The organism is Micromonospora sp. IBHARD004, assembly GCF_052814115.1.
In genome coordinates this window covers 1,535,518-1,552,233 of sequence record NZ_CP199934.1, presented here as the reverse complement: position 1 = coordinate 1,552,233, position 16,716 = coordinate 1,535,518, and the positions used below count along the sequence as shown (strand labels likewise).

At 72.5% G+C, this 16,716-nt stretch carries 16 protein-coding genes, 3 tRNA genes and 1 pseudogene; 7 read left to right on the top strand and 13 right to left on the bottom strand.

Features of this window, described 5'->3' with window-relative positions:
* Window positions 1-46 precede the first annotated feature (46 nt).
* Entirely contained in the window at window positions 47-2,356 is a 2,310-nt protein-coding gene (locus ACTWO6_RS07735; protein WP_446218974.1) for an RNA degradosome polyphosphate kinase, read from the top strand.
* Between the two features lie 40 nt (window positions 2,357-2,396).
* Window positions 2,397-3,278 carry an NUDIX hydrolase gene (locus tag ACTWO6_RS07730; RefSeq protein WP_446218973.1) on the top strand — a complete coding sequence of 294 codons (882 nt, stop codon included), beginning with the start codon at window positions 2,397-2,399 and terminating at the stop codon, window positions 3,276-3,278.
* A 26-nt stretch (window positions 3,279-3,304) separates the two neighbouring features.
* Here the strand turns inward: ACTWO6_RS07730 and ACTWO6_RS07725 are convergent, their stop codons facing one another.
* From ACTWO6_RS07725 to leuC, 4 genes are all read right to left on the bottom strand, one after another.
* Entirely contained in the window at window positions 3,305-3,559 is a 255-nt protein-coding gene (locus ACTWO6_RS07725) for an endonuclease/exonuclease/phosphatase family protein (protein WP_446218972.1), read from the bottom strand.
* 294 nt (window positions 3,560-3,853) lie between these two features.
* Complete coding sequence (locus ACTWO6_RS07720) at window positions 3,854-4,504, bottom strand: HU family DNA-binding protein (RefSeq protein ID WP_446218971.1); 651 nt, start codon at window positions 4,502-4,504, stop codon at window positions 3,854-3,856.
* A 172-nt stretch (window positions 4,505-4,676) separates the two neighbouring features.
* Window positions 4,677-5,264, bottom strand: coding sequence for a 3-isopropylmalate dehydratase small subunit (leuD, locus tag ACTWO6_RS07715; RefSeq protein WP_446218969.1), 588 nt, complete (start codon window positions 5,262-5,264; stop codon window positions 4,677-4,679).
* Window positions 5,265-5,281: 17 nt separating this feature from the next.
* The gene (gene leuC, locus ACTWO6_RS07710; RefSeq protein WP_446218968.1) at window positions 5,282-6,724 is read right to left on the bottom strand and encodes a 3-isopropylmalate dehydratase large subunit; all 1,443 of its coding nucleotides are present in this window, start codon (window positions 6,722-6,724) and stop codon (window positions 5,282-5,284) included.
* Window positions 6,725-6,773: 49 nt separating this feature from the next.
* On the opposite strand from leuC, the gene ACTWO6_RS07705 reads away from it, so the two are divergent.
* On the top strand, window positions 6,774-7,460 hold the full coding sequence (locus ACTWO6_RS07705) for an IclR family transcriptional regulator (protein WP_013284529.1): 687 nt from the start codon (window positions 6,774-6,776) through the stop codon (window positions 7,458-7,460).
* A 95-nt stretch (window positions 7,461-7,555) separates the two neighbouring features.
* Here ACTWO6_RS07705 and ACTWO6_RS07700 read toward each other — a convergent pair.
* From ACTWO6_RS07700 to ACTWO6_RS07685, 4 genes are all read right to left on the bottom strand, one after another.
* Window positions 7,556-7,628 (bottom strand) — tRNA-Glu (locus ACTWO6_RS07700).
* Between the two features lie 165 nt (window positions 7,629-7,793).
* Window positions 7,794-7,866, bottom strand: a tRNA-Glu gene (locus tag ACTWO6_RS07695).
* A 138-nt stretch (window positions 7,867-8,004) separates the two neighbouring features.
* Window positions 8,005-8,076: transfer RNA gene (locus tag ACTWO6_RS07690), tRNA-Gln, on the bottom strand.
* Between the two features lie 106 nt (window positions 8,077-8,182).
* A complete protein-coding gene (locus ACTWO6_RS07685) occupies window positions 8,183-8,986 on the bottom strand; it encodes a fumarylacetoacetate hydrolase family protein (RefSeq protein WP_446218967.1) in 804 nt (267 codons plus the stop codon).
* 182 nt (window positions 8,987-9,168) lie between these two features.
* Between ACTWO6_RS07685 and ACTWO6_RS07680 the strand changes: the two genes are divergently transcribed.
* Both ACTWO6_RS07680 and ACTWO6_RS07675 read left to right on the top strand, forming a co-directional pair.
* Window positions 9,169-10,536 (top strand): hypothetical protein, encoded by a 1,368-nt coding sequence (locus tag ACTWO6_RS07680; RefSeq protein ID WP_446218966.1) that lies wholly within the window; start codon window positions 9,169-9,171, stop codon window positions 10,534-10,536.
* A gap of 34 nt (window positions 10,537-10,570) precedes the next feature.
* Entirely contained in the window at window positions 10,571-11,461 is an 891-nt protein-coding gene (locus ACTWO6_RS07675; protein WP_446218965.1) for a 3-methyladenine DNA glycosylase, read from the top strand.
* A gap of 17 nt (window positions 11,462-11,478) precedes the next feature.
* On the opposite strand, the gene ACTWO6_RS07670 is transcribed toward ACTWO6_RS07675, so the two are convergent.
* Complete coding sequence (locus ACTWO6_RS07670) at window positions 11,479-12,081, bottom strand: DinB family protein (RefSeq protein WP_446218964.1); 603 nt, start codon at window positions 12,079-12,081, stop codon at window positions 11,479-11,481.
* Window positions 12,082-12,173: 92 nt separating this feature from the next.
* On the opposite strand from ACTWO6_RS07670, the pseudogene ACTWO6_RS07665 reads away from it, so the two are divergent.
* A pseudogene (locus ACTWO6_RS07665) lies at window positions 12,174-12,419 on the top strand (3-methyladenine DNA glycosylase); the annotation flags it as partial.
* A gap of 12 nt (window positions 12,420-12,431) precedes the next feature.
* Here the strand turns inward: ACTWO6_RS07665 and ACTWO6_RS07660 are convergent.
* Complete coding sequence (locus ACTWO6_RS07660; RefSeq protein WP_446218963.1) at window positions 12,432-13,019, bottom strand: TetR family transcriptional regulator; 588 nt, start codon at window positions 13,017-13,019, stop codon at window positions 12,432-12,434.
* Between the two features lie 41 nt (window positions 13,020-13,060).
* Window positions 13,061-14,065: an aldo/keto reductase gene (locus tag ACTWO6_RS07655; RefSeq protein ID WP_446218962.1), complete on the bottom strand. Its 1,005-nt coding sequence runs from the start codon at window positions 14,063-14,065 to the stop codon at window positions 13,061-13,063.
* Window positions 14,066-14,254: 189 nt separating this feature from the next.
* Here ACTWO6_RS07655 and ACTWO6_RS07650 point away from each other — a divergent pair, with 189 nt between their 5' ends.
* Entirely contained in the window at window positions 14,255-14,698 is a 444-nt protein-coding gene (locus ACTWO6_RS07650) for a hypothetical protein (protein ID WP_446218961.1), read from the top strand.
* 112 nt (window positions 14,699-14,810) lie between these two features.
* On the opposite strand, the gene ACTWO6_RS07645 is transcribed toward ACTWO6_RS07650, so the two are convergent.
* Together ACTWO6_RS07645 and ACTWO6_RS07640 are read right to left on the bottom strand one after the other, a co-directional pair.
* Window positions 14,811-15,230 carry a hypothetical protein gene (locus tag ACTWO6_RS07645; RefSeq protein ID WP_446218960.1) on the bottom strand — a complete coding sequence of 140 codons (420 nt, stop codon included), beginning with the start codon at window positions 15,228-15,230 and terminating at the stop codon, window positions 14,811-14,813.
* A gap of 119 nt (window positions 15,231-15,349) precedes the next feature.
* Window positions 15,350-16,708, bottom strand: coding sequence for a hypothetical protein (locus ACTWO6_RS07640; RefSeq protein WP_446218959.1), 1,359 nt, complete (start codon window positions 16,706-16,708; stop codon window positions 15,350-15,352).
* Window positions 16,709-16,716 lie beyond the last annotated feature (8 nt).

Genomic DNA, 16,716 nt, shown 5'->3' with positions numbered 1-16,716 from the left:
GGCCAAGTTCATTTTGCGTTCACCGGAATCGGGTGATTATGAGCGGGTGAGCACCCCTCGCAAGCACCCCGACCGCCCGCCGCACGCCACCGACCCGGCCGAGCCCCGCAACGGCGCCCGCACCCGCGACGCCGACGGCCGCTTCCGCACGGTCCGCGCCCCCGAGGAGACCCCGCTCCGGGACCCCGGCACCGACGCCGCGGCCGCCTCGGCCGGGCTGGACGAGGTGCTCGACCCGGTCACCGGGCCGGAGCACCGCCCGCCGGCCGGCGGCGAGCCGCCCACGGCGCCGCCGCTGCCCGAGGACCGCTTCCTCAACCGGGAGCTCTCCTGGCTCGACTTCAACGCCCGGGTACTGGCGCTGGCCGAGGACCCGCGCACCCCGCTGCTGGAACGGGCCAAGTTCCTGGCCATCTTCGCCAGCAACCTGGACGAGTTCTACATGGTGCGGGTCGCCGGACTGAAGCGCCGCCTCTCCGCCGGCCTGCCGGTGCGGGGCGGAGACCGGCTGCCGCTGCGCGCCCAGCTGGAGCTGATCGCGGAGAAGACGGCCGACCTGGTCTCCCGGCACGCCGCCTGCTTCGTCGACGACGTGCTGCCGAAGCTGGCCGCCGAGGACATCCGGGTGCTGCGCTGGAGCGAGCTGGACGACGCCGAGCGGGAACGGCTGCGCACGTACTTCCGGGAGCACATCTTCCCGGTGCTCACCCCGCTCGCCGTCGACCCGGCACACCCGTTCCCGTACATCTCGGGGCGGTCGCTCAACCTGGCCGTCGCGGTCCGCGACCCGGACGGCGGCTCGGAGCTCTTCGCCCGGGTGAAGGTGCCCAACAACGTGCCGCGGTTCGTCCGGGTGGCCCGGGGCCAGCCGGGCGTGCGGTTCCTGCCGGTGGAGGACCTCATCTCGGTCCACCTCGGGCAGCTCTTCTCCGGCATGCAGGTGGTGGAGTGCCACCTCTTCCGGGTCACCCGCAACGCCGAGGTGGAGGTCGACGAGGACCGCGACGAGGACCTGCTCCAGGCACTCGAGCGGGAGCTGGCCCGGCGCCGGTTCGGCCCGCCGGTACGCCTGGAGGTCGCCGCCTCGATCTCCGACCACATGCTGGAGCTGCTCGTCCGCGAGCTGGACATGGACGGCCACGACGTGCTGCGGGTCCGCGGCCTGCTCGACCTCTCCGCGCTGTGGCAGGTGTACGGCGAGGCCGACCGGCCCGACCTGAAGGACCCGCCGTTCGTGCCGGCCACCCATCCCCGGCTCGCCGAGGGCGAGGTGCCCCGCAGCGTCTTCGCCACCCTGCGGGACGGGGACGTGCTGGTGCACCACCCGTACCACTCGTTCGCAACCAGCGTGCAGCGCTTCATCGAGCAGGCCGCCGCCGACCCGGACGTGCTCGCCATCAAGCAGACGCTCTACCGCACCAGCGGCGACTCCCCGATCGTGGACGCGCTGGTCGACGCGGCCGCCGCCGGCAAGCAGGTGGTGGTGCTGGTCGAGTTGAAGGCCCGGTTCGACGAGGTGGCCAACATCGGCTGGGCCCGGACCCTGGAACGTGCCGGCTGCCACGTCGTCTACGGCCTGGTCGGGCTGAAGACGCACTGCAAGACCGCCCTGGTGGTCCGCCAGGAGGGCAACCAGATCCGCCGCTACTGCCACATCGGCACCGGCAACTACCACCCGAAGACCGCCCGGCTCTACGAGGACTTCGGCATGCTCACCGCCGACCCGGAGATCGGCGCCGACCTGACCGACCTGTTCAACGTGCTGACCGGGTACAGCCGGCAGACCGCGTTCCGGCGGCTGCTGGTGGCCCCGCAGGGCATCCGCAGCGGCCTGATCGAGCGGATCGAGCGGGAGATCGCGCACGTCCGGCTCGGCATGCCGGGCCTGGTGCAGTTCAAGGTGAACGCGCTGGTCGACGAGGAGATCACCGACGCGCTCTACCGGGCGTCGCGGGCCGGGGTGCACGTGGACCTGCTGATCCGGGGCATGTGCACGCTGCGACCCGGGGTGCCGGGGCTGTCGGAGAACATCCGGGTCCGCTCGATCCTGGGCCGCTTCCTGGAGCACTCGCGGGTCTTCCGGTTCGGCAACAACGGCGACGCCGAGTTCTGGATGGGCTCGGCCGACCTGATGCACCGCAACCTGGACCGCCGGGTGGAGGCGCTGGTGCAGGTGAGCGACCCGGTCGCCCGGGCCGAGCTGGACCACGTGCTGACCGCCGCGATGAGCCCCGAGGTGGACGCGTTCGAGCTGGCCGGCGACGGGAGCTGGACCCGGCGTACCAGCACCGACGAGGCGCCGCTGACGCATCTGCAGGAGTTGTTGCTGCGGCGGGTCGGCGGGACCGCCGGCTGAGCGGCCCACGGTGCGCACCGGCCGGGCTTACGGTGGGCGGATGACGGAGGAGGAGCCGGCGGGCATCCGGGCGGCGGGCGGGGTCGCCTGGCGGCCGGGCGCCCCGGGCGTCGAGGTCTGCCTCGTGCACCGGCCCCGGTACGGCGACTGGTCGCTGCCCAAGGGCAAGCTGGAGCCGGACGAGCACCCGCTGCGGGCGGCGGTCCGCGAGGTGGCCGAGGAGACGGACGTCCGGGCGGTGCCGCAGGTCCGGCTGCCCACCGTCCGCTACCGCAGTGAGGGCCGCCCGAAGCGGGTGGACTACTGGTCGATGCGGGCCGTGGCCGAGGGCGGTTTCCAGCCGGAGACCGAGGTGGACGAGGTGTGCTGGCTCCCCGTCGACGAGGCGGTACGGCTGGTGAGCTACCCGCACGACGCCGAGGTGCTCGCCGCGTTCGCGGCGCTGCCGCCGGTGACCGGCACGGTGCTGCTGGTCCGGCACGGGCACGCCGGCAAGCGGGGCACCTGGTCCGGGCCGGACACCGGCCGGCCGCTGGACGCCACCGGGTGGGCCCAGGCCCAGGCGCTGGCCGAGCTGGTGGCCCTGGTCCGCCCGGCACGCCTGCTGTCCGCCTCGGCCCGCCGCTGCGTGCAGACCCTGGACCCGGCCGCCGCCCTGCTGGACCTGCCGATCGAGGTGGTCGGCGACTTCGACGAGCCGAAGCCCGGCCAGCAGCCGGACGAGTGCGCGCTGGCCGCCGCCGCGCAGCTCGCCGCGTTGGCCGCCGCCGGGGAGCGGGTGGCGGTGTGCAGTCAGGGCAAGGTGCTGCCGGGCGCCCTGGAACGGCTGGCCGGGCGGGCCGACGACTTCACCACCCCGAAGGGCGGTGGCTGGCTGCTCGCCTTCACCGGCGACCGCCTGCTCGCCGCCGACCGGCTCTGAGCCGCCCGTCAGGGGTCAGGGCAGGGTCAGGGTGACCGCGACCGGCGCGTCGCCCCACACCGGAGCGGCTGCCGGCGCGAAGACGTACGGCATGCGCAGCTGCCGGGCCAGCAGCGCGAGGGTGTCGTGGCGCCGTTGAGCAGCCAGCCGCGGTCCACCTCGCTGAGCACCACCACGTCCGGCCGGCTTCCGGTGACCGCCCGGGCCAGGCCGTCCAGGTCGAGCCGCCCGTCCAGCCCGAAGCCCATCCGGATGTTGTACGCCACCACCCGTACGCCCACCCGCCGCCGCGGCCCCTCCCTCGGCCGGCGGCAGCGGACGGTGGATCCCGGCGGCCACTCCGGTCAGCAGCATGAGCCCGTTGACCGTCCACGCCAGCGCAGTTGGCTTGAGGACGGACGCGGCGGCGGGTGGCCCGGCGACCGCGACCACCGCGACGAGCGCTGCCAGCGCCACGGGCACCCAGCCGTTCGGGTTGTGCGTGCGGCCCGGGTCGCCGGTCAACGGCGCCGGCACCGCGGTCGTACGCGAAAGGGCGCCCACCACGACGGTGGGCGCCCTTTCGGTCGAGCCGGTCAGCGGCGGGCCGCCGCCTTCTTGGCCGGAGCCTTCTTCGCCGGCGCCTTCTTGGCCGCCGTGGTCTTCGCGGCCGTGGTCTTCTTGGCCGCCGTGGTCTTCTTCGCCGCCGTGGTCTTCTTCGCCGCCGTGGTCTTCTTCGCCGCCGTGGTCTTCTTGGCCGCGGCGGTCTTGGTCGGCGGTGCGGCCTTCTTCGCCGGGGCGGCCTTCTTGGTGGCCGCGGTGGTCTTGGCGGCCTTCGCCGCGGCGGTCTTCTTGGCGGCGGACGTGGTGGTCTTCTTCGCGGCGGCCGCCTTGGCCCCGGCCGCCTTCGCGCCGGTGGTCTTGGCGGCGGCCGCGGCGATCTTCTTGGCGGCGGCCGTGGCCTTCGGCACCTTGCCGCTGGCCACCATCTCCTTGAATCCGGCGCCCGCACGGAAGGTCGGGACGGAGGTCTTCTTGACCTTCACCGCCTCGCCGGTCCGCGGGTTGCGCGCTGTTCGGGCGCCCCGGACACGCTTTTCGAACGCTCCGAATCCGGTGATCGCCACCTTCTCGCCCTTGGTGACCGCTCCCTGGACCTCAGCGAGGACCGCGTCGAGCGCGGCCGTCGCCGTCTTCCGGTCCCCCAGGCGAACGGCGAGCGCCTCAATGAGCTCGGCCTTGTTCACGACTTCCTCCCAATTGTGCAACTGACTCGACGCGAGCCATTCTGCGCGCACGGTATGCCCTGTGCTGGCGCTACACAAACATTCGGTGGAAAAAAGCCCTTGTGTCGTAACGGATTCGCCCCCACCGGCGGGGCCGGTGGGGGCGAAAACCGATGTGCGGTCGGGCGTACGGCTATGCCACCGAGGGCAGGAACGACGGCCGGGACGCCTCGAAGGCGCTGATCTCGGCGGAGTGCCGGAGGGTGAGTCCAATGTCATCCAAGCCCTCCATCAGCCGCCAGCGGCTGTGGTCGTCCAGCGGGAACGCCCAGGTGGCGTCCCCGGCCCGGACCTGACGGGCGGTGAGGTCGACGGTGATCGGGGTGGTCGGGTCGGATTCCACCAGATCCCACAGTTCCTCGACGGCTTTCAATTCCAGCTCCACCGGGAGGAGGCCTTCCTTGAGCGCGTTGCCGCGGAAGATGTCGCCGAAGCGGGGAGAGACCACGGCGCGGAAGCCCCAGTCCCGCAGCGCCCAGACGGCGTGCTCCCGGGAGGAGCCGGTACCGAACTCGGGGCCGGCGATGAGAATCGACGCACCGGAATGGACGGGATCGTTGAGCACGAATGCCGGGTCCTCCCGCCACGCGTTGAAGAGCCCGTCCGCGAAACCGGTCCGGGTCACCCGCTTGAGGTACACGGCGGGGATGATCTGGTCGGTGTCCACGTTGGAGCGGCGCAGCGGCACGGCGGTGCCGGTGTGGGTGGTGAACTTGTCCATCGCGAGCAGCTGCCCTTCTACAGGTCGGCGGGGGCGGCCAGCCGGCCGGCCACGGCGGTGGCGGCGGCGACCGGCGGGGAGACCAGGTGGGTACGCCCGCCGCGGCCCTGGCGGCCCTCGAAGTTGCGGTTGGAGGTGGAGGCCGAGCGCTGGCCCGGCGACAGGGTGTCGGGGTTCATGCCGAGGCACATGGAGCAGCCCGCGAAGCGCCATTCGGCGCCGGCGTCGGTGAAGACCTTGTCCAGCCCCTCCGCCTCGGCCGCCTCCCGCACCGCGGCCGAGCCGGGGACCACCAGCATCCGTACGCCGTCGGCGACCCGGTGTCCGCGCAGCACCTCGGCGGTGGCGCGCAGGTCCTCCAGCCGGCCGTTGGTGCAGGAGCCGACGAAGACCACGTCGACGGCCAGGTCGCGCAGCGGCGTGCCCGGGGCGAGGTCCATGTACTCCAGCGCCCGCCGGGCGGCGGCCCGCTCGGACTCGGAGACGAACTCCTCCGGGTCCGGCACGGCCGAGCCGAGCGGCGCGCCCTGGCCGGGGTTGGTGCCCCAGGTGACGAACGGGGTGATCCGGCTGGCGTCCAGGGTCACCTCGGCGTCGAAGGTCGCGCCCTCGTCGGTGGGCAGCGTCCGCCAGTAGTCGACCGCCTCGTCCCAGGCGGCGCCCTGCGGCGCGTTGAGCCGCCCCTTCAGGTACGCGAAGGTGGTCTCGTCCGGCGCGATCATGCCGGCCTTGGCGCCCCACTCGATGGACATGTTGGCGATCGTCATCCGCCCCTCCATGGAGAGGTTCCGGATCGCCTCACCCCGGTACTCGACGATGTGGCCGCGCCCGCCGCCGGTGCCGACCTGGGCGATCAGCGCGAGCACCAGGTCCTTGGCGGTGACCCCCGGGGCGAGCTGGCCGGTGACGTTCACCGCCATCGTCTTCGGCCGGCTCTGCGGCAGCGTCTGGGTGGCCAGCACGTGCTCCACCTCGCTGGTGCCGATGCCGAAGGCGAGCGCGCCGAACGCGCCGTGGGTGGCGGTGTGCGAGTCGCCGCAGACGATCGTCATGCCGGGCTGGGTGAGGCCGAGCTGCGGGCCGATGACGTGCACGATGCCCTGGTTCTCGTCGCCCAGCGGGTGCAGCCGTACGCCGAACTCGGCGCAGTTGCGGCGCAGCGTCTCGATCTGGGTGCGGGAGGTGGGGTCCGCGATGGTGAGCAGGTCGCCGCGCCGCTCGCGGAACGCCGGGTCGACGTACCCGGTCGGGGTGTTGTGGTCCTCGGTCGCGATCGTCAGGTCGGTACGGCGGACCCGGCGGCCGGCCAGCCGCAGCCCGTCGAAGGCCTGCGGACTGGTGACCTCGTGCAGCAGATGCAGGTCGATGAAGAGCAGGTCCGGCTCGCCCTCGACGGATCGCACCAGGTGCGCGTCCCAGACCTTCTCGGCCAGGGTCCTCGGTTGAGTGACTCCCACCATCTGGACATCCTAAATTCTGGGAGGTAAGTTTCGGTTTGTGGGACACAGTATGAGCGGTGTCGGCGTTCTCGACAAGGCGGTGGTCATCCTGGCCGCCTGTGTCGACGGCGCCAGCCTGGCCGAACTCGTTGAACGCACCAAGCTGCCCCGGGCCACCGCGCACCGGCTGGCACAGGCGCTGGAGATCCACCGGATGCTGGTCCGGGACACCCAGGGGCGCTGGCGCCCGGGTCCCCGGCTCGGCGAGCTCGCCAACGCCGCCCCGGACGTGCTGCTGACCGCGGCGGAGCCGCTGCTCGCCGCGCTGCGCGACGCCACCGGCGAGAGCGCGCAGCTCTACCTGCGCCGCGCCGACGAGCGGATCTGCGTGGCCGCCGCCGAGCGGGCCAGCGGCCTGCGGGACACCGTGCCGGTGGGCTCGGTGCTGCCGATGACGGCGGGCTCGGCGGCGCAGATCCTGCTCGCCTGGGAGCCACCGGAGGCGGTGATGCCGCTGCTGCCCCGCTCGAAGTTCACCGGCCGCACCCTGGCCGAGGTACGCCGCCGCGGCTGGGCGCAGAGCGTCGCCGAGCGCGAGGCCGGTGTGGCGAGCGTCTCGGCCCCGATCCGCGACCGCACCGGGCGGGTCATCGCGGCGATCAGCATCTCCGGCCCCATCGAGCGCCTCGGCCGCCGCCCCGGCGAACGCCACGCCATGGCCGTGGTGAGAGCCGGCCAACGCCTCTCCGGCCTCTGACCCCCTCCCGCTCCTCCTCGGCGAACTGAGGCGGGGCGGCGGGGGTGGGAAAGGCGAACGGCCCGCCTCGGGTGTGAGGCGGGCCGTTCGATCTGTAGCCCCGACCGGATTCGAACCGGCGCTACCGCCTTGAGAGGGCGGCGTCCTGGGCCACTAGACGACGGGGCCAGGCACTTTTCCTGCTTCACCGCCCTGACGAGCGGTGCGGCAAGTAGTCTAGCGGCACCGGCTGCCCGCGCCGAAGACGGGGTGGGCGCCACCGACCACGGGAAGACCGGTGGCCCGGACACGAAGAAGCCCGCCCCACCGAAGTGGGACGGGCTGTCAGCGCTGTAGCCCCGACCGGATTCGAACCGGCGCTACCGCCTTGAGAGGGCGGCGTCCTGGGCCACTAGACGACGGGGCCAGAACTTCCTGCTTCCTCACTCTGGTGGTGAGGAAGCTGCACTCTATCAGAGCTCACCCAGCCGTCCCTCGCGAGGAGGGACGGAGCGGAACTCCGCCAGAATCCAGCGACCGGGATTCTCGCGAACCCGCGGCTGCGCTGGGGTACCAGGACTCGAACCTAGACTAACTGAACCAGAATCAGTCGGGCTGCCAATTACCCCATACCCCATTGGCCCCTTGCGGCGCCGGGAATGAACTTTACCCTCCCGGTGCCGACAGGCCAAATCCAATCCCCCGAACCGCCTGTGACCTGCGGAAACGAGGCGTCGGACGCATCAGGCGACCGGTACCACCGGGTTGGTGAGTTCGCCGATCCCCTCGATCCGCACGGTGACCGTATCCCCCTCGGTGAGCGGGCTAACCCCCGCCGGAGTGCCGGTCAGCACCACGTCGCCGGGGAGCAGCGTCATCACGTGCGAGATGTACGACACCAGGGCCGGCACGTCGAAGACCATGTCCTTGGTCCGGCCGAGCTGGCGTACCTCCATCTCCTCGGGGTTGCGGCCCACCTCACACCGGATCTCCAGGTCGGAGACGTCCAGCCCGGTGGTGATCCACGGACCGATCGGGCAGAACGAGTCGAAGCCCTTGGCCCGCGTCCACTGCCCGTCCGAGCGCTGCAGGTCCCGGGCGGTGACGTCGTTGGCGCAGGTGTAGCCGAAGATGGCCCGCTCGGCGGCGGCCCGGTCGGCCCGGCGCGCGCCCGGGGCGCCGATCACCACGGCCAGCTCGGCCTCGTGCTCGACCTGCTTGGAGAAGATCGGCAGCCGGATCGCGTCGCGCGGCCCGATCACCGAGGTGGACGGCTTCAGGAAGAGCAGCGGCTCCTTGGGCACCTCGCTGCCGTGCTCGGCGGCGTGCTCGGCATAGTTGCGGCCCACGCAGACCACCTTGCTGGGCAGGATCGGCGAGAGCAGCCGGACGTCGGAGAGCGCCCACCGGGCGCCGGAGAACTTGACCTGGCCGAACGGGTGGCCCTCGATCTCGGCGATGGTCAGGCCCTGCGACCCGGCCCCCGGCTCGCCCTCGACGACCCCGAACGACATTCCCTTGGCATGAGCAAAACGAGCGATACGCACCCGGCCAATCTATCCCCGACCACGGCCGTGTCATGCCGCGTGCGACCAGCGGCACGTCGGCGGGTCGGACCGGGCGGCCGGCGGCAGGGTACGCGGTCGACCGGCCGGCGGGGCGGGATTGCCGACTTCGTACCCGCCCGGCGGTCCCGGCCCCATAGCTTCGGGTCCGGAGGTTCGTTCGTATGCCTGCATCGAGACGACACCACAGAGCCCTCGCAGTGATCGTGAACTGCCTCGGCGTCCTCGCCGCCGTGCCGGCGCTGCCCGCCACGGCACCCCGGGCGGCGGCCGCACCCGCACCCGGCGCACCGGCGCCGGCAGCGGCAGCGGCGACACCGGCCGCGCCGACCGCCACCGGGGTGCCCGCGGCGCCACCCGCGGTGCCGCCGACCTCGGCGGCGGCGGTCCCGCGGCCCACCCCACCCGTCACCGTGCAGGTGGCGCCGGCCGGCACACCGATGCCGGCGTACCGGATCGACGTGCGCAACGCCGGGAACAGCATGGTCGAGACGACGGTGCGGCAGGAGCTGCCGGCCGGGACGTCCGCGACCACCGTCACCTCCGGTGGCCGGGCCAGCCCGCAGACCGGGGCGTCGGCCGCCGGGGAGGTGACCTGGCGGCTCCGGCTGCCGGCGCAAAGCACCACCACCCTGAACACCGCGCTCAGAATGACCGCGCCGGGCCGCCCGGTGACGGCGCCGGCCTGCGCGTACGGCACCGACGGCACCCGGCCGTACGACTGCGCCACCGCCACCTGGAACGCGGCCCCGGCACCGGCGGCGAAGGTGACCGCGGCGCCCGTCTGGCGCCGCCCGCCGGTGCTGCTCGCGGCGCTGGCCGCGTTCCTGGTCGTCACCGGCGGCGCGCTCTGGTGGTGGTGGCAGCGCAGCCGCCGGCGGACCGGCGCGGCGCCGACCATGGCCGGGCCCTCCCCGGTCGGCCGGACCGGCGGTCCGGCGGGCGGCGGCACGCTCTACCCGCGTGCGGCGCTGCCCGCGCCGACCGGGGCGCGGCGCCGCCGACCCCCGATCTGGCTGGCGGTGGGGGTGGCGGCGGCGGTGCTGGCCGGCGTGGTCGGCGCGGCGGCTTGGACGGCCACCCAGCGGGTCGCCGCGATCGACACGGCCAAGCAGCCGACCAGCGGGGCGTGGATGGGCCAGAGCGTCACCGGCCCGGTGGGCATGCCGCTGCGCGAGACGGCGTTCGAGTTCACCGTCTACCGGGTCGCCTGCGCGACCGCCGGCCAGCCCGTCGCCGTCGGCGGCCGGCAGTGCCAGGCCACCGTCGGGGTGCGCAACCTCACCCCGGAGCAGCAGACCTGGCACGGGCAGTTGCAGCGGGCGTACCTGCCGGGGGGCAACTGGGTCAGCACCGACGAGACCGCGACCCGGGTCGCCAACCTCGGGCGGGACGTCTTCGCCCAGCCGGTCGCCGCGGGCAGCCGGGTGGTGCTGCCGCTGGTCTTCACGGTGAACGGCAGCCAGCCGCCGAAGCAGTTGGAGCTGCGCAGCGGGGTCTTCTCCGCCGGGGTCCGGGTGGACGTGCCCTGACCGGCGGTCGGGCGGCGGTCGTACCCTGGGGTCCGTGACCGCCGCCCTCGCCCCCGCCGCCGCGCTCGACGTGGCCGACTGGCAGGCCCGCCGGCGGGCGCACGAGCAGCGGATGGACGCCTGGCTGACGCCGCACCTGGCCCGCCGGCGCAGCGGGGTGAAGCACCCGGTGGAGGACTTCCTCTTCACGTACTACTCGCACCGCCCCGCTCAGCTGCGCCGCTGGCACCCGGGCGCCGGGGTGGTGCTGCGCGGCGCGGACCAGACCGAGTTCGGCCGGGACTACCGGGCCACCGCCGCCGGCCTCACCCTCGACACCGACCGGGTACGCGCGCGACGCGTCGAGTCGGTCGACTGGATCCGGACGCTGCTCGCGGCGACCGCCGGCCGCCCGGCGCACCTCGGCTGCTTCGGCATGCACGAGTGGGCGATGGTCTACCGGCAGACCCAGGACGAGGTACGCCACAACGCCTGGCCGCTGCGGCTCAGCCCGGCCGCGACCGCCGCCGTCGTCGAGGAGCGGGGCGTGCGGTGCAGCCACTTCGACGCGTACCGGTTCTTCACCGCGCCGGCCCGGCCGCTGAACCTGCTCACCCCGACCCGGGAGAGCCAGCACGCGTTGGAGCAGCCGGGCTGTCTGCACGCCAACATGGACCTCTATAAGCACTCCTACAAGCTCTCGCCCCTGGTCCCCTCGGAACTCGTAGCCGACTGCTTCGAGCTGGCGAGAGAGATCCGGACCCTGGACATGCGGGCCTCGCCGTACGACCTCACAGAACTGGGCTACTCGCCGGTAAGAGTCGAAACCATAGAGGGCAGGCACGAGTACGTGCAGGCGCAGCGGTCGTTCGCGGAGCGGGCTGCTCCGCTGCGCACGCGTCTGATGGTGGAGTGCGACCGGCTCCTCGCCGCCTCGGACGGCTGACCAACACCACCACGCTCTCAGTCACTGCAACCATCGGTTGCGCAGGCGAGGTCAGCAGCCTTGGCGGCTTGTTCGACCTTCGCGCAGTAGGCTTCGCGGGCAGCGGCGTCGATCGCTTCCTCGTACGCGGCCGTCGTCCCGGTCCTGCCGTCCAACTGTTCGCGCAGGATGTCGGCGTGTCCGGCATGCCGGGTGGTGTCGTTGAGAATGTGGACCATGACGTTGAACAGCTTCACGTCTGGCCTTGGCCACCACGGTACGTGTCCAGGCGCGTCGATGGGCAGGGCGTTGATCGTCGCATCCGAGTGTTCGCAGACGGACCGGTAGAGACCCAGGATGTCCGCGCGCGTCTCGTGCTCAGTGGCCCAGTGTTCGTTCTCCCAGGCGCCCGCGTCGTTCCACCGCGGTATCGGTCCGGGGAACGGCCGGCCGAAGACCTCGCCGAAGTACCTGGCTTCCGAGTACCCCTTGTGCTTTACCAGCCCGAGGAGGTTGGTGCCCGTCGCCGTCAGGGGGCGGCGGATGTCGTATTCGGAGAGCCCGTCAAGCTTCCAGACCAGCGCCTCGCGTACTTTGCGCAGTTCATGGTGCAGGTAATCCTTGGCGAACTCATCGATCATGGAGTGCGAGTCTGCCAGAAGACGGCACGAGCAGCTGACCGGGCGACGACCGCGAGCGATGACGAGATGCACGCGATCGAAGTGAACAGCGTCTTTACAAGTGGGCGTACAAGCTCTCCCCGCTGGTGCCGAGCGAGCTGGTCGCCGAGTGCTTCGCGCTGGCCCGGGAGATCCGCACGCTGGACATGCGGGCCAGCCCCTACGACCTCGCCGGCCTGGGGTACCCGCCGGTGCGGGTGGAGACCCCGGAGGGCCGGGCGGAGTACGCCGCCGCGCAGCGCGGTTTCGCCGAGCGGGCCGGCGCGCTGCGGGCCCGGCTGCTGGCCGCGATCGACTGAGCGACCGTCCGTTCAGCGCGCCCCGAGCCCGCGCAGCAGCACGTCGATCACCGCGGTGAAGTCGTCGTCGAGGGCCGGGTCGGCCCACTCCGCGACGTGCGCCGGGTGGTGGAACCGGGCGGTGGCCTGGAGCAGCGTCCGGCCGGCCCGGTCCGCGTCGTCGGCGACGAGGTCACCGGCGGCGACCCCGTCGGCGACGATCAGGGCGAGCTGCCCGGCCAGGACGTCCAGGTGGCCGGTGACCACCCCCCGGGCGTCGGTGGCGATCCGGTGGAACGTGTCGAACAGCTCGGGGTCCTCCCGGGCCATCCGCCGCTTGGTGCCGCTCAGCTCGCGCAGCCAGCGCCGCAGCCGGGCCGGCGCGGGCTCCGCGGACCCGGCGATCTCGCCGAGCGGGGTGGAGACCCGGGCCAGCCAGCGTTCGGCCACCGCGTCCCGCAGCGCCACCTTGCTGGGGTAGTACCGGTAGACGCTGCCATGGCTGACGCCAAGGGCCCGGGCCACGTCGACCACGGTGGCCTTGGTCGGCCCGTACCGCCGGATGGTCTCCTCGGCGACGTCGAGGATCCGCTCCGGGCTGAGCCCACTGGTGTCGGTCATCCGCCCAGTCTCTCCCACCGGCGCGGGCACCTCCGGCGGGGTCATCGCCGGCCCGCACCCCGCTCGCTGTCCAGCAGCGACATCTGGAAGGCGTCGTAGCGGGTGCCGGCGACCGCGTCGGCGGGCACCGCCGCCTCGATCGCGGCCAGGTCCTCGGCGGTGAGCCGCAGGTCCAGCGCGCCGAGGGACTCGGCGAGCCGGTCCCGGCGGCGGGCGCCCACCAGCGGCACGATGTCGGCGCCGCGCGACAGCACCCACGCGATGGCGACCTGGGCGACGGTGGCGCCCCGCTGCTCGGCGATCCGCCGCAGCGAGTCAACCAGCGCCAGGTTGCGGTCGAGGTTGTCGCCGGTGAAGCGGGGCAGGTGGGCCCGGAAGTCGGTGGCGGCCCGGTCGGCGGACCAGTGGCCGCTGATCAGGCCGCGGGAGAGCACGCCGTACGCGGTGATGCCGACGCCCAGCTCCCGCGCGGCGGGCAGGATCTCGTCCTCGATCCCCCGGGCCACCAGCGAGTACTCGATCTGGAGGTCGGCGACGGGGTGCACGGCGACGGCGCGGCGCAGGGTCTCCGCGCCCACCTCGGAGAGGCCGATGTGCCGGACGTGCCCGGCCTGGACCAGCTCGGCCAGGGTGCCGACCACGTCCTCGATCGGGATCTCGGGGGTGATCCGGGCGGGGCGGTAGATGTCGACGTGGTCGGTGCCGAGCCGGCGCAATGTGTAGGCGAGGAAGTTCTTGATCGCGGCGGGGCGCAGGTCGACCCCGTTCCAGCCGCCGTCGACGTCGCGCAGGGCGCCGAACTTGACGCTGATCAGCGCCTCGCCGCGGTCACGGGCCCGCAGCGCGTCGCGGAGCAGCAGCTCGTTGTGGCCCATGCCGTAGAAGTCGCCGGTGTCGAGCAGGGTCACGCCGGCGTCGAGCGCGGCGTGGATGGTGGCGATGCTCTCCGCCTCGTCGGCGGGGCCGTAGAGGTCGGACATGCCCATCAGGCCGAGGCCGAGGGCGGAGACGGTCGGCCCGGTGGAGCCGAGGGTACGGGTCTGCATGGTGGGTCCTCTCGTGTCAGGTCTCCACCAGCTTACAACAAACAGATGACAGATTCCAGATTCTGTCAGCGCGCCTACTGTCCCGTGCGCGCCGGCTGTCGACTACAACGACGGCCCTCCGCGGTGGATCTGGAATGTCGGTGGCGCCGGTTACGGTTCATCAGCCGCAATGATCATGAGAGGGCAGCCGTGGGTGCATCCAGTTGGAGCTACTTCGTCCCTTACCAGCCTGATCTCAACGCCGCACTGGAAGCCCTATGCGAGAAGGTGTTCACCAGTGGTGACTACTGGTGGGCGCGCGGCGAGATCGGCAGGTCGGCCGGCAGCTATGACAACCGCCCCGCCACCATGGCGGATTTGTTCGCCGACGAGTGGGTCCAGGAGAGTGGCACGCATTCCATCCTGGACATGCACCATGTCCTGGCCGACGGCGAAGAACCGGACTACGGCACGGTCCAACCGGTGACGCGGGCCGAGACGCTGCACTACGCCGGCACCGAGGTGTTGACCCGCGATCACGTCAGCGCGATCGACGACCTGGCCCGACAGCGCTGGTTCGGCCGCTGCGCGATCCTGCACGGCGCTGATGGCAGTCCCGAGGAGATCTACTTCTGGGGCTATTCCGGCGACTGAGGTCGCCCGCGTCTGCTCGGAGGCCCGGGAGTGACAAGTCCCCGGACCTCCACACCTCGTCGGCCCTGAACCAGGCGGCAGCTCTGGCAACCGGACCACCGGAGTCGGCTTGTCAGCGGCTGCGGCGCAGGCCGAGCCATTGAAGGGCGGCGAAGCCCCCGACCGCGGCTGCTTGGCCGACCACCAGAGTCACCCCGAGCGCGGTGGGCTCGATCCAGCCGCCGAGCAACAGCACCATGCTGTCCACCGCCCACAACAGGTTGACGACCACAGTCGTCCAGGCGAGTCGACGGTTGATCGTCGGGCGGGCGGCGACCAGCCACAGCGCGGCGGCATACCCGATCAGGAAAGTGCCGGCCGGCAGCAGCAACCCCGTCGGAAGTCCCAGCAGATCGTCCAGTGCGGCGGCGCCGGCGACATAGGCGACGCCGTTGCCGCCCGACGCGACGGAGTCGAGTTTGAGCGCCAGCCGAAGCAGTTTCTGGCTCTGCCGCGACGTCGCCTCAGCGGGTGCGGCCAGGTGAGCGGTCATGGTGGCTCCTTTCTCGGTTGGAGTCCCGAGAATCGGCCGGAAGTCGCTGCCAGGGCGATACCGCACGCTGCCATCTGCTGCCAGTTGGCGGAAGATGATCCGACCAACCGGACAAATCCCTAGAGGCGACTGCGCAGGTCGGTCGCGACGAGCCTCGCCGCGGCGTTCTGCCAGTTGTGCATGGTCCGCTCCGGGACATGTCGGGTGAACCAGGCCAGCGCTTGCCGGCCCACCGGATCCAGTCCCTCGACCCCGGTCCGGCGACGATACGGCCGGATGCCGACCACGTACGAGAAGTAGAGGGCGTTGTAATAACGCCATTCGTCGGTGGTACCGAATTCGCCGTCGCGGGGCTTGAGCCGCAGAATGCTCCCCAACAGCAGTTCCTTCAGCTCGGCGGCGCGTTCCAGCGGCTGATCCTCGGCGCCCCGTGCGGCCAGCCGCTTGTCAATCACCGGAAGCTTCGTCAAGGGACTGCTGACCAGCCGGCCCAGATCGCCGTAGTGGCTGAGCGCCCTGCGGGTGAGCCGTACGAACTCCGCCTCCTCCACGACCGCAAGCTCGGAGGTGTCGTCGCGCCGCGGCAGCGCGTCTGCCGCCGACCGAAGTTCCGCCCGCGCCTGCGACAGTCGCGGCGTGCCGGTGAAGGCCAACCGGTCGAACGTGGTCTGCAGGGGATTGGCCAGTACCTGCACCGCCACGGCGGCACCGACCGTGCCGAACAGCAGCCCCACCAGCGCCGGGCTCGGCCTCGCGCCGAGCAGCATCGTGATCGCCACCTGGCCGCCGAACAGGGCGCCGACCGCGGCGGCGGCGAGGACCGACCGAACCATGTCGCCGCGAAGCGTCTCCCCCTCGTCGAACGCGTCGAAAGCAGCCACCGCGAGACCCAGCAGCGCGAGGTCCACCCCCACCGCGCCAATCACGGCCTCTCGGGCAATCACCCCCTCGGTCGGCAGCAGCAGGGTCAGCCCGAGGGCGAAGAGCAGGGTCGCCACGGCCACGAGGCCGGCCAGTCCGGCCGGGCGCAGCGCCCGACGGTGCCACAGCACCATCGCCAGGGCACCGAGCAGCGGCAGGACCACGACCGCGCCGAGCAACAGGCGGATCCCGGACCGGTCCTCGGGGAGCAGGCCGGCCGCGCCGAGGGGCACGAGGACAGCCGCGAACGCCGGTGCCGCCACCCGCCACACCCGGTCCAGCCGACCGCGCCACCCCGCACCCTCCGGCAGCATGAGCAGGAGCGCACCGGTCCACGCCAGGGCGGGCAGGAATCCGAGCCCGACCGACAGCTCGTGCAGGCGCCGCTCGGCCTCGCCGCGGACCGCCAGCGCGAGTCCCTCGGCGGCCAACACCAGTGCGTACCCGACGAGTCCCCCGCCGGCCCGGCGCAGGATCGGTTTGCGCGGGTCCCGAGCGACCAGGTACAGACCGAGCCACCACGCCAGGCCGAATGCGGTCACCAAGATTGTGGTCATGCTGGGGC

Excerpts from the sequence above, each read along its gene's own strand:
- ACTWO6_RS07730 (WP_446218973.1), top strand. The coding sequence starts at position 2,397 with ATGACGGAGGAGGAGCCGGCGGGCATCCGGGCGGCGGGCGGGGTCGCC.
- leuD (WP_446218969.1), bottom strand. The coding sequence starts at position 5,264 with ATGGACAAGTTCACCACCCACACCGGCACCGCCGTGCCGCTGCGCCGC.
- leuC (WP_446218968.1), bottom strand. The coding sequence starts at position 6,724 with ATGGTGGGAGTCACTCAACCGAGGACCCTGGCCGAGAAGGTCTGGGAC.
- ACTWO6_RS07705 (WP_013284529.1), top strand. The coding sequence starts at position 6,774 with ATGAGCGGTGTCGGCGTTCTCGACAAGGCGGTGGTCATCCTGGCCGCC.
- ACTWO6_RS07680 (WP_446218966.1), top strand. The coding sequence starts at position 9,169 with ATGCCTGCATCGAGACGACACCACAGAGCCCTCGCAGTGATCGTGAAC.
- ACTWO6_RS07670 (WP_446218964.1), bottom strand. The coding sequence starts at position 12,081 with ATGATCGATGAGTTCGCCAAGGATTACCTGCACCATGAACTGCGCAAA.
- ACTWO6_RS07660 (WP_446218963.1), bottom strand. The coding sequence starts at position 13,019 with ATGACCGACACCAGTGGGCTCAGCCCGGAGCGGATCCTCGACGTCGCC.
- ACTWO6_RS07655 (WP_446218962.1), bottom strand. The coding sequence starts at position 14,065 with ATGCAGACCCGTACCCTCGGCTCCACCGGGCCGACCGTCTCCGCCCTC.
- ACTWO6_RS07645 (WP_446218960.1), bottom strand. The coding sequence starts at position 15,230 with ATGACCGCTCACCTGGCCGCACCCGCTGAGGCGACGTCGCGGCAGAGC.
- ACTWO6_RS07640 (WP_446218959.1), bottom strand. The coding sequence starts at position 16,708 with ATGACCACAATCTTGGTGACCGCATTCGGCCTGGCGTGGTGGCTCGGT.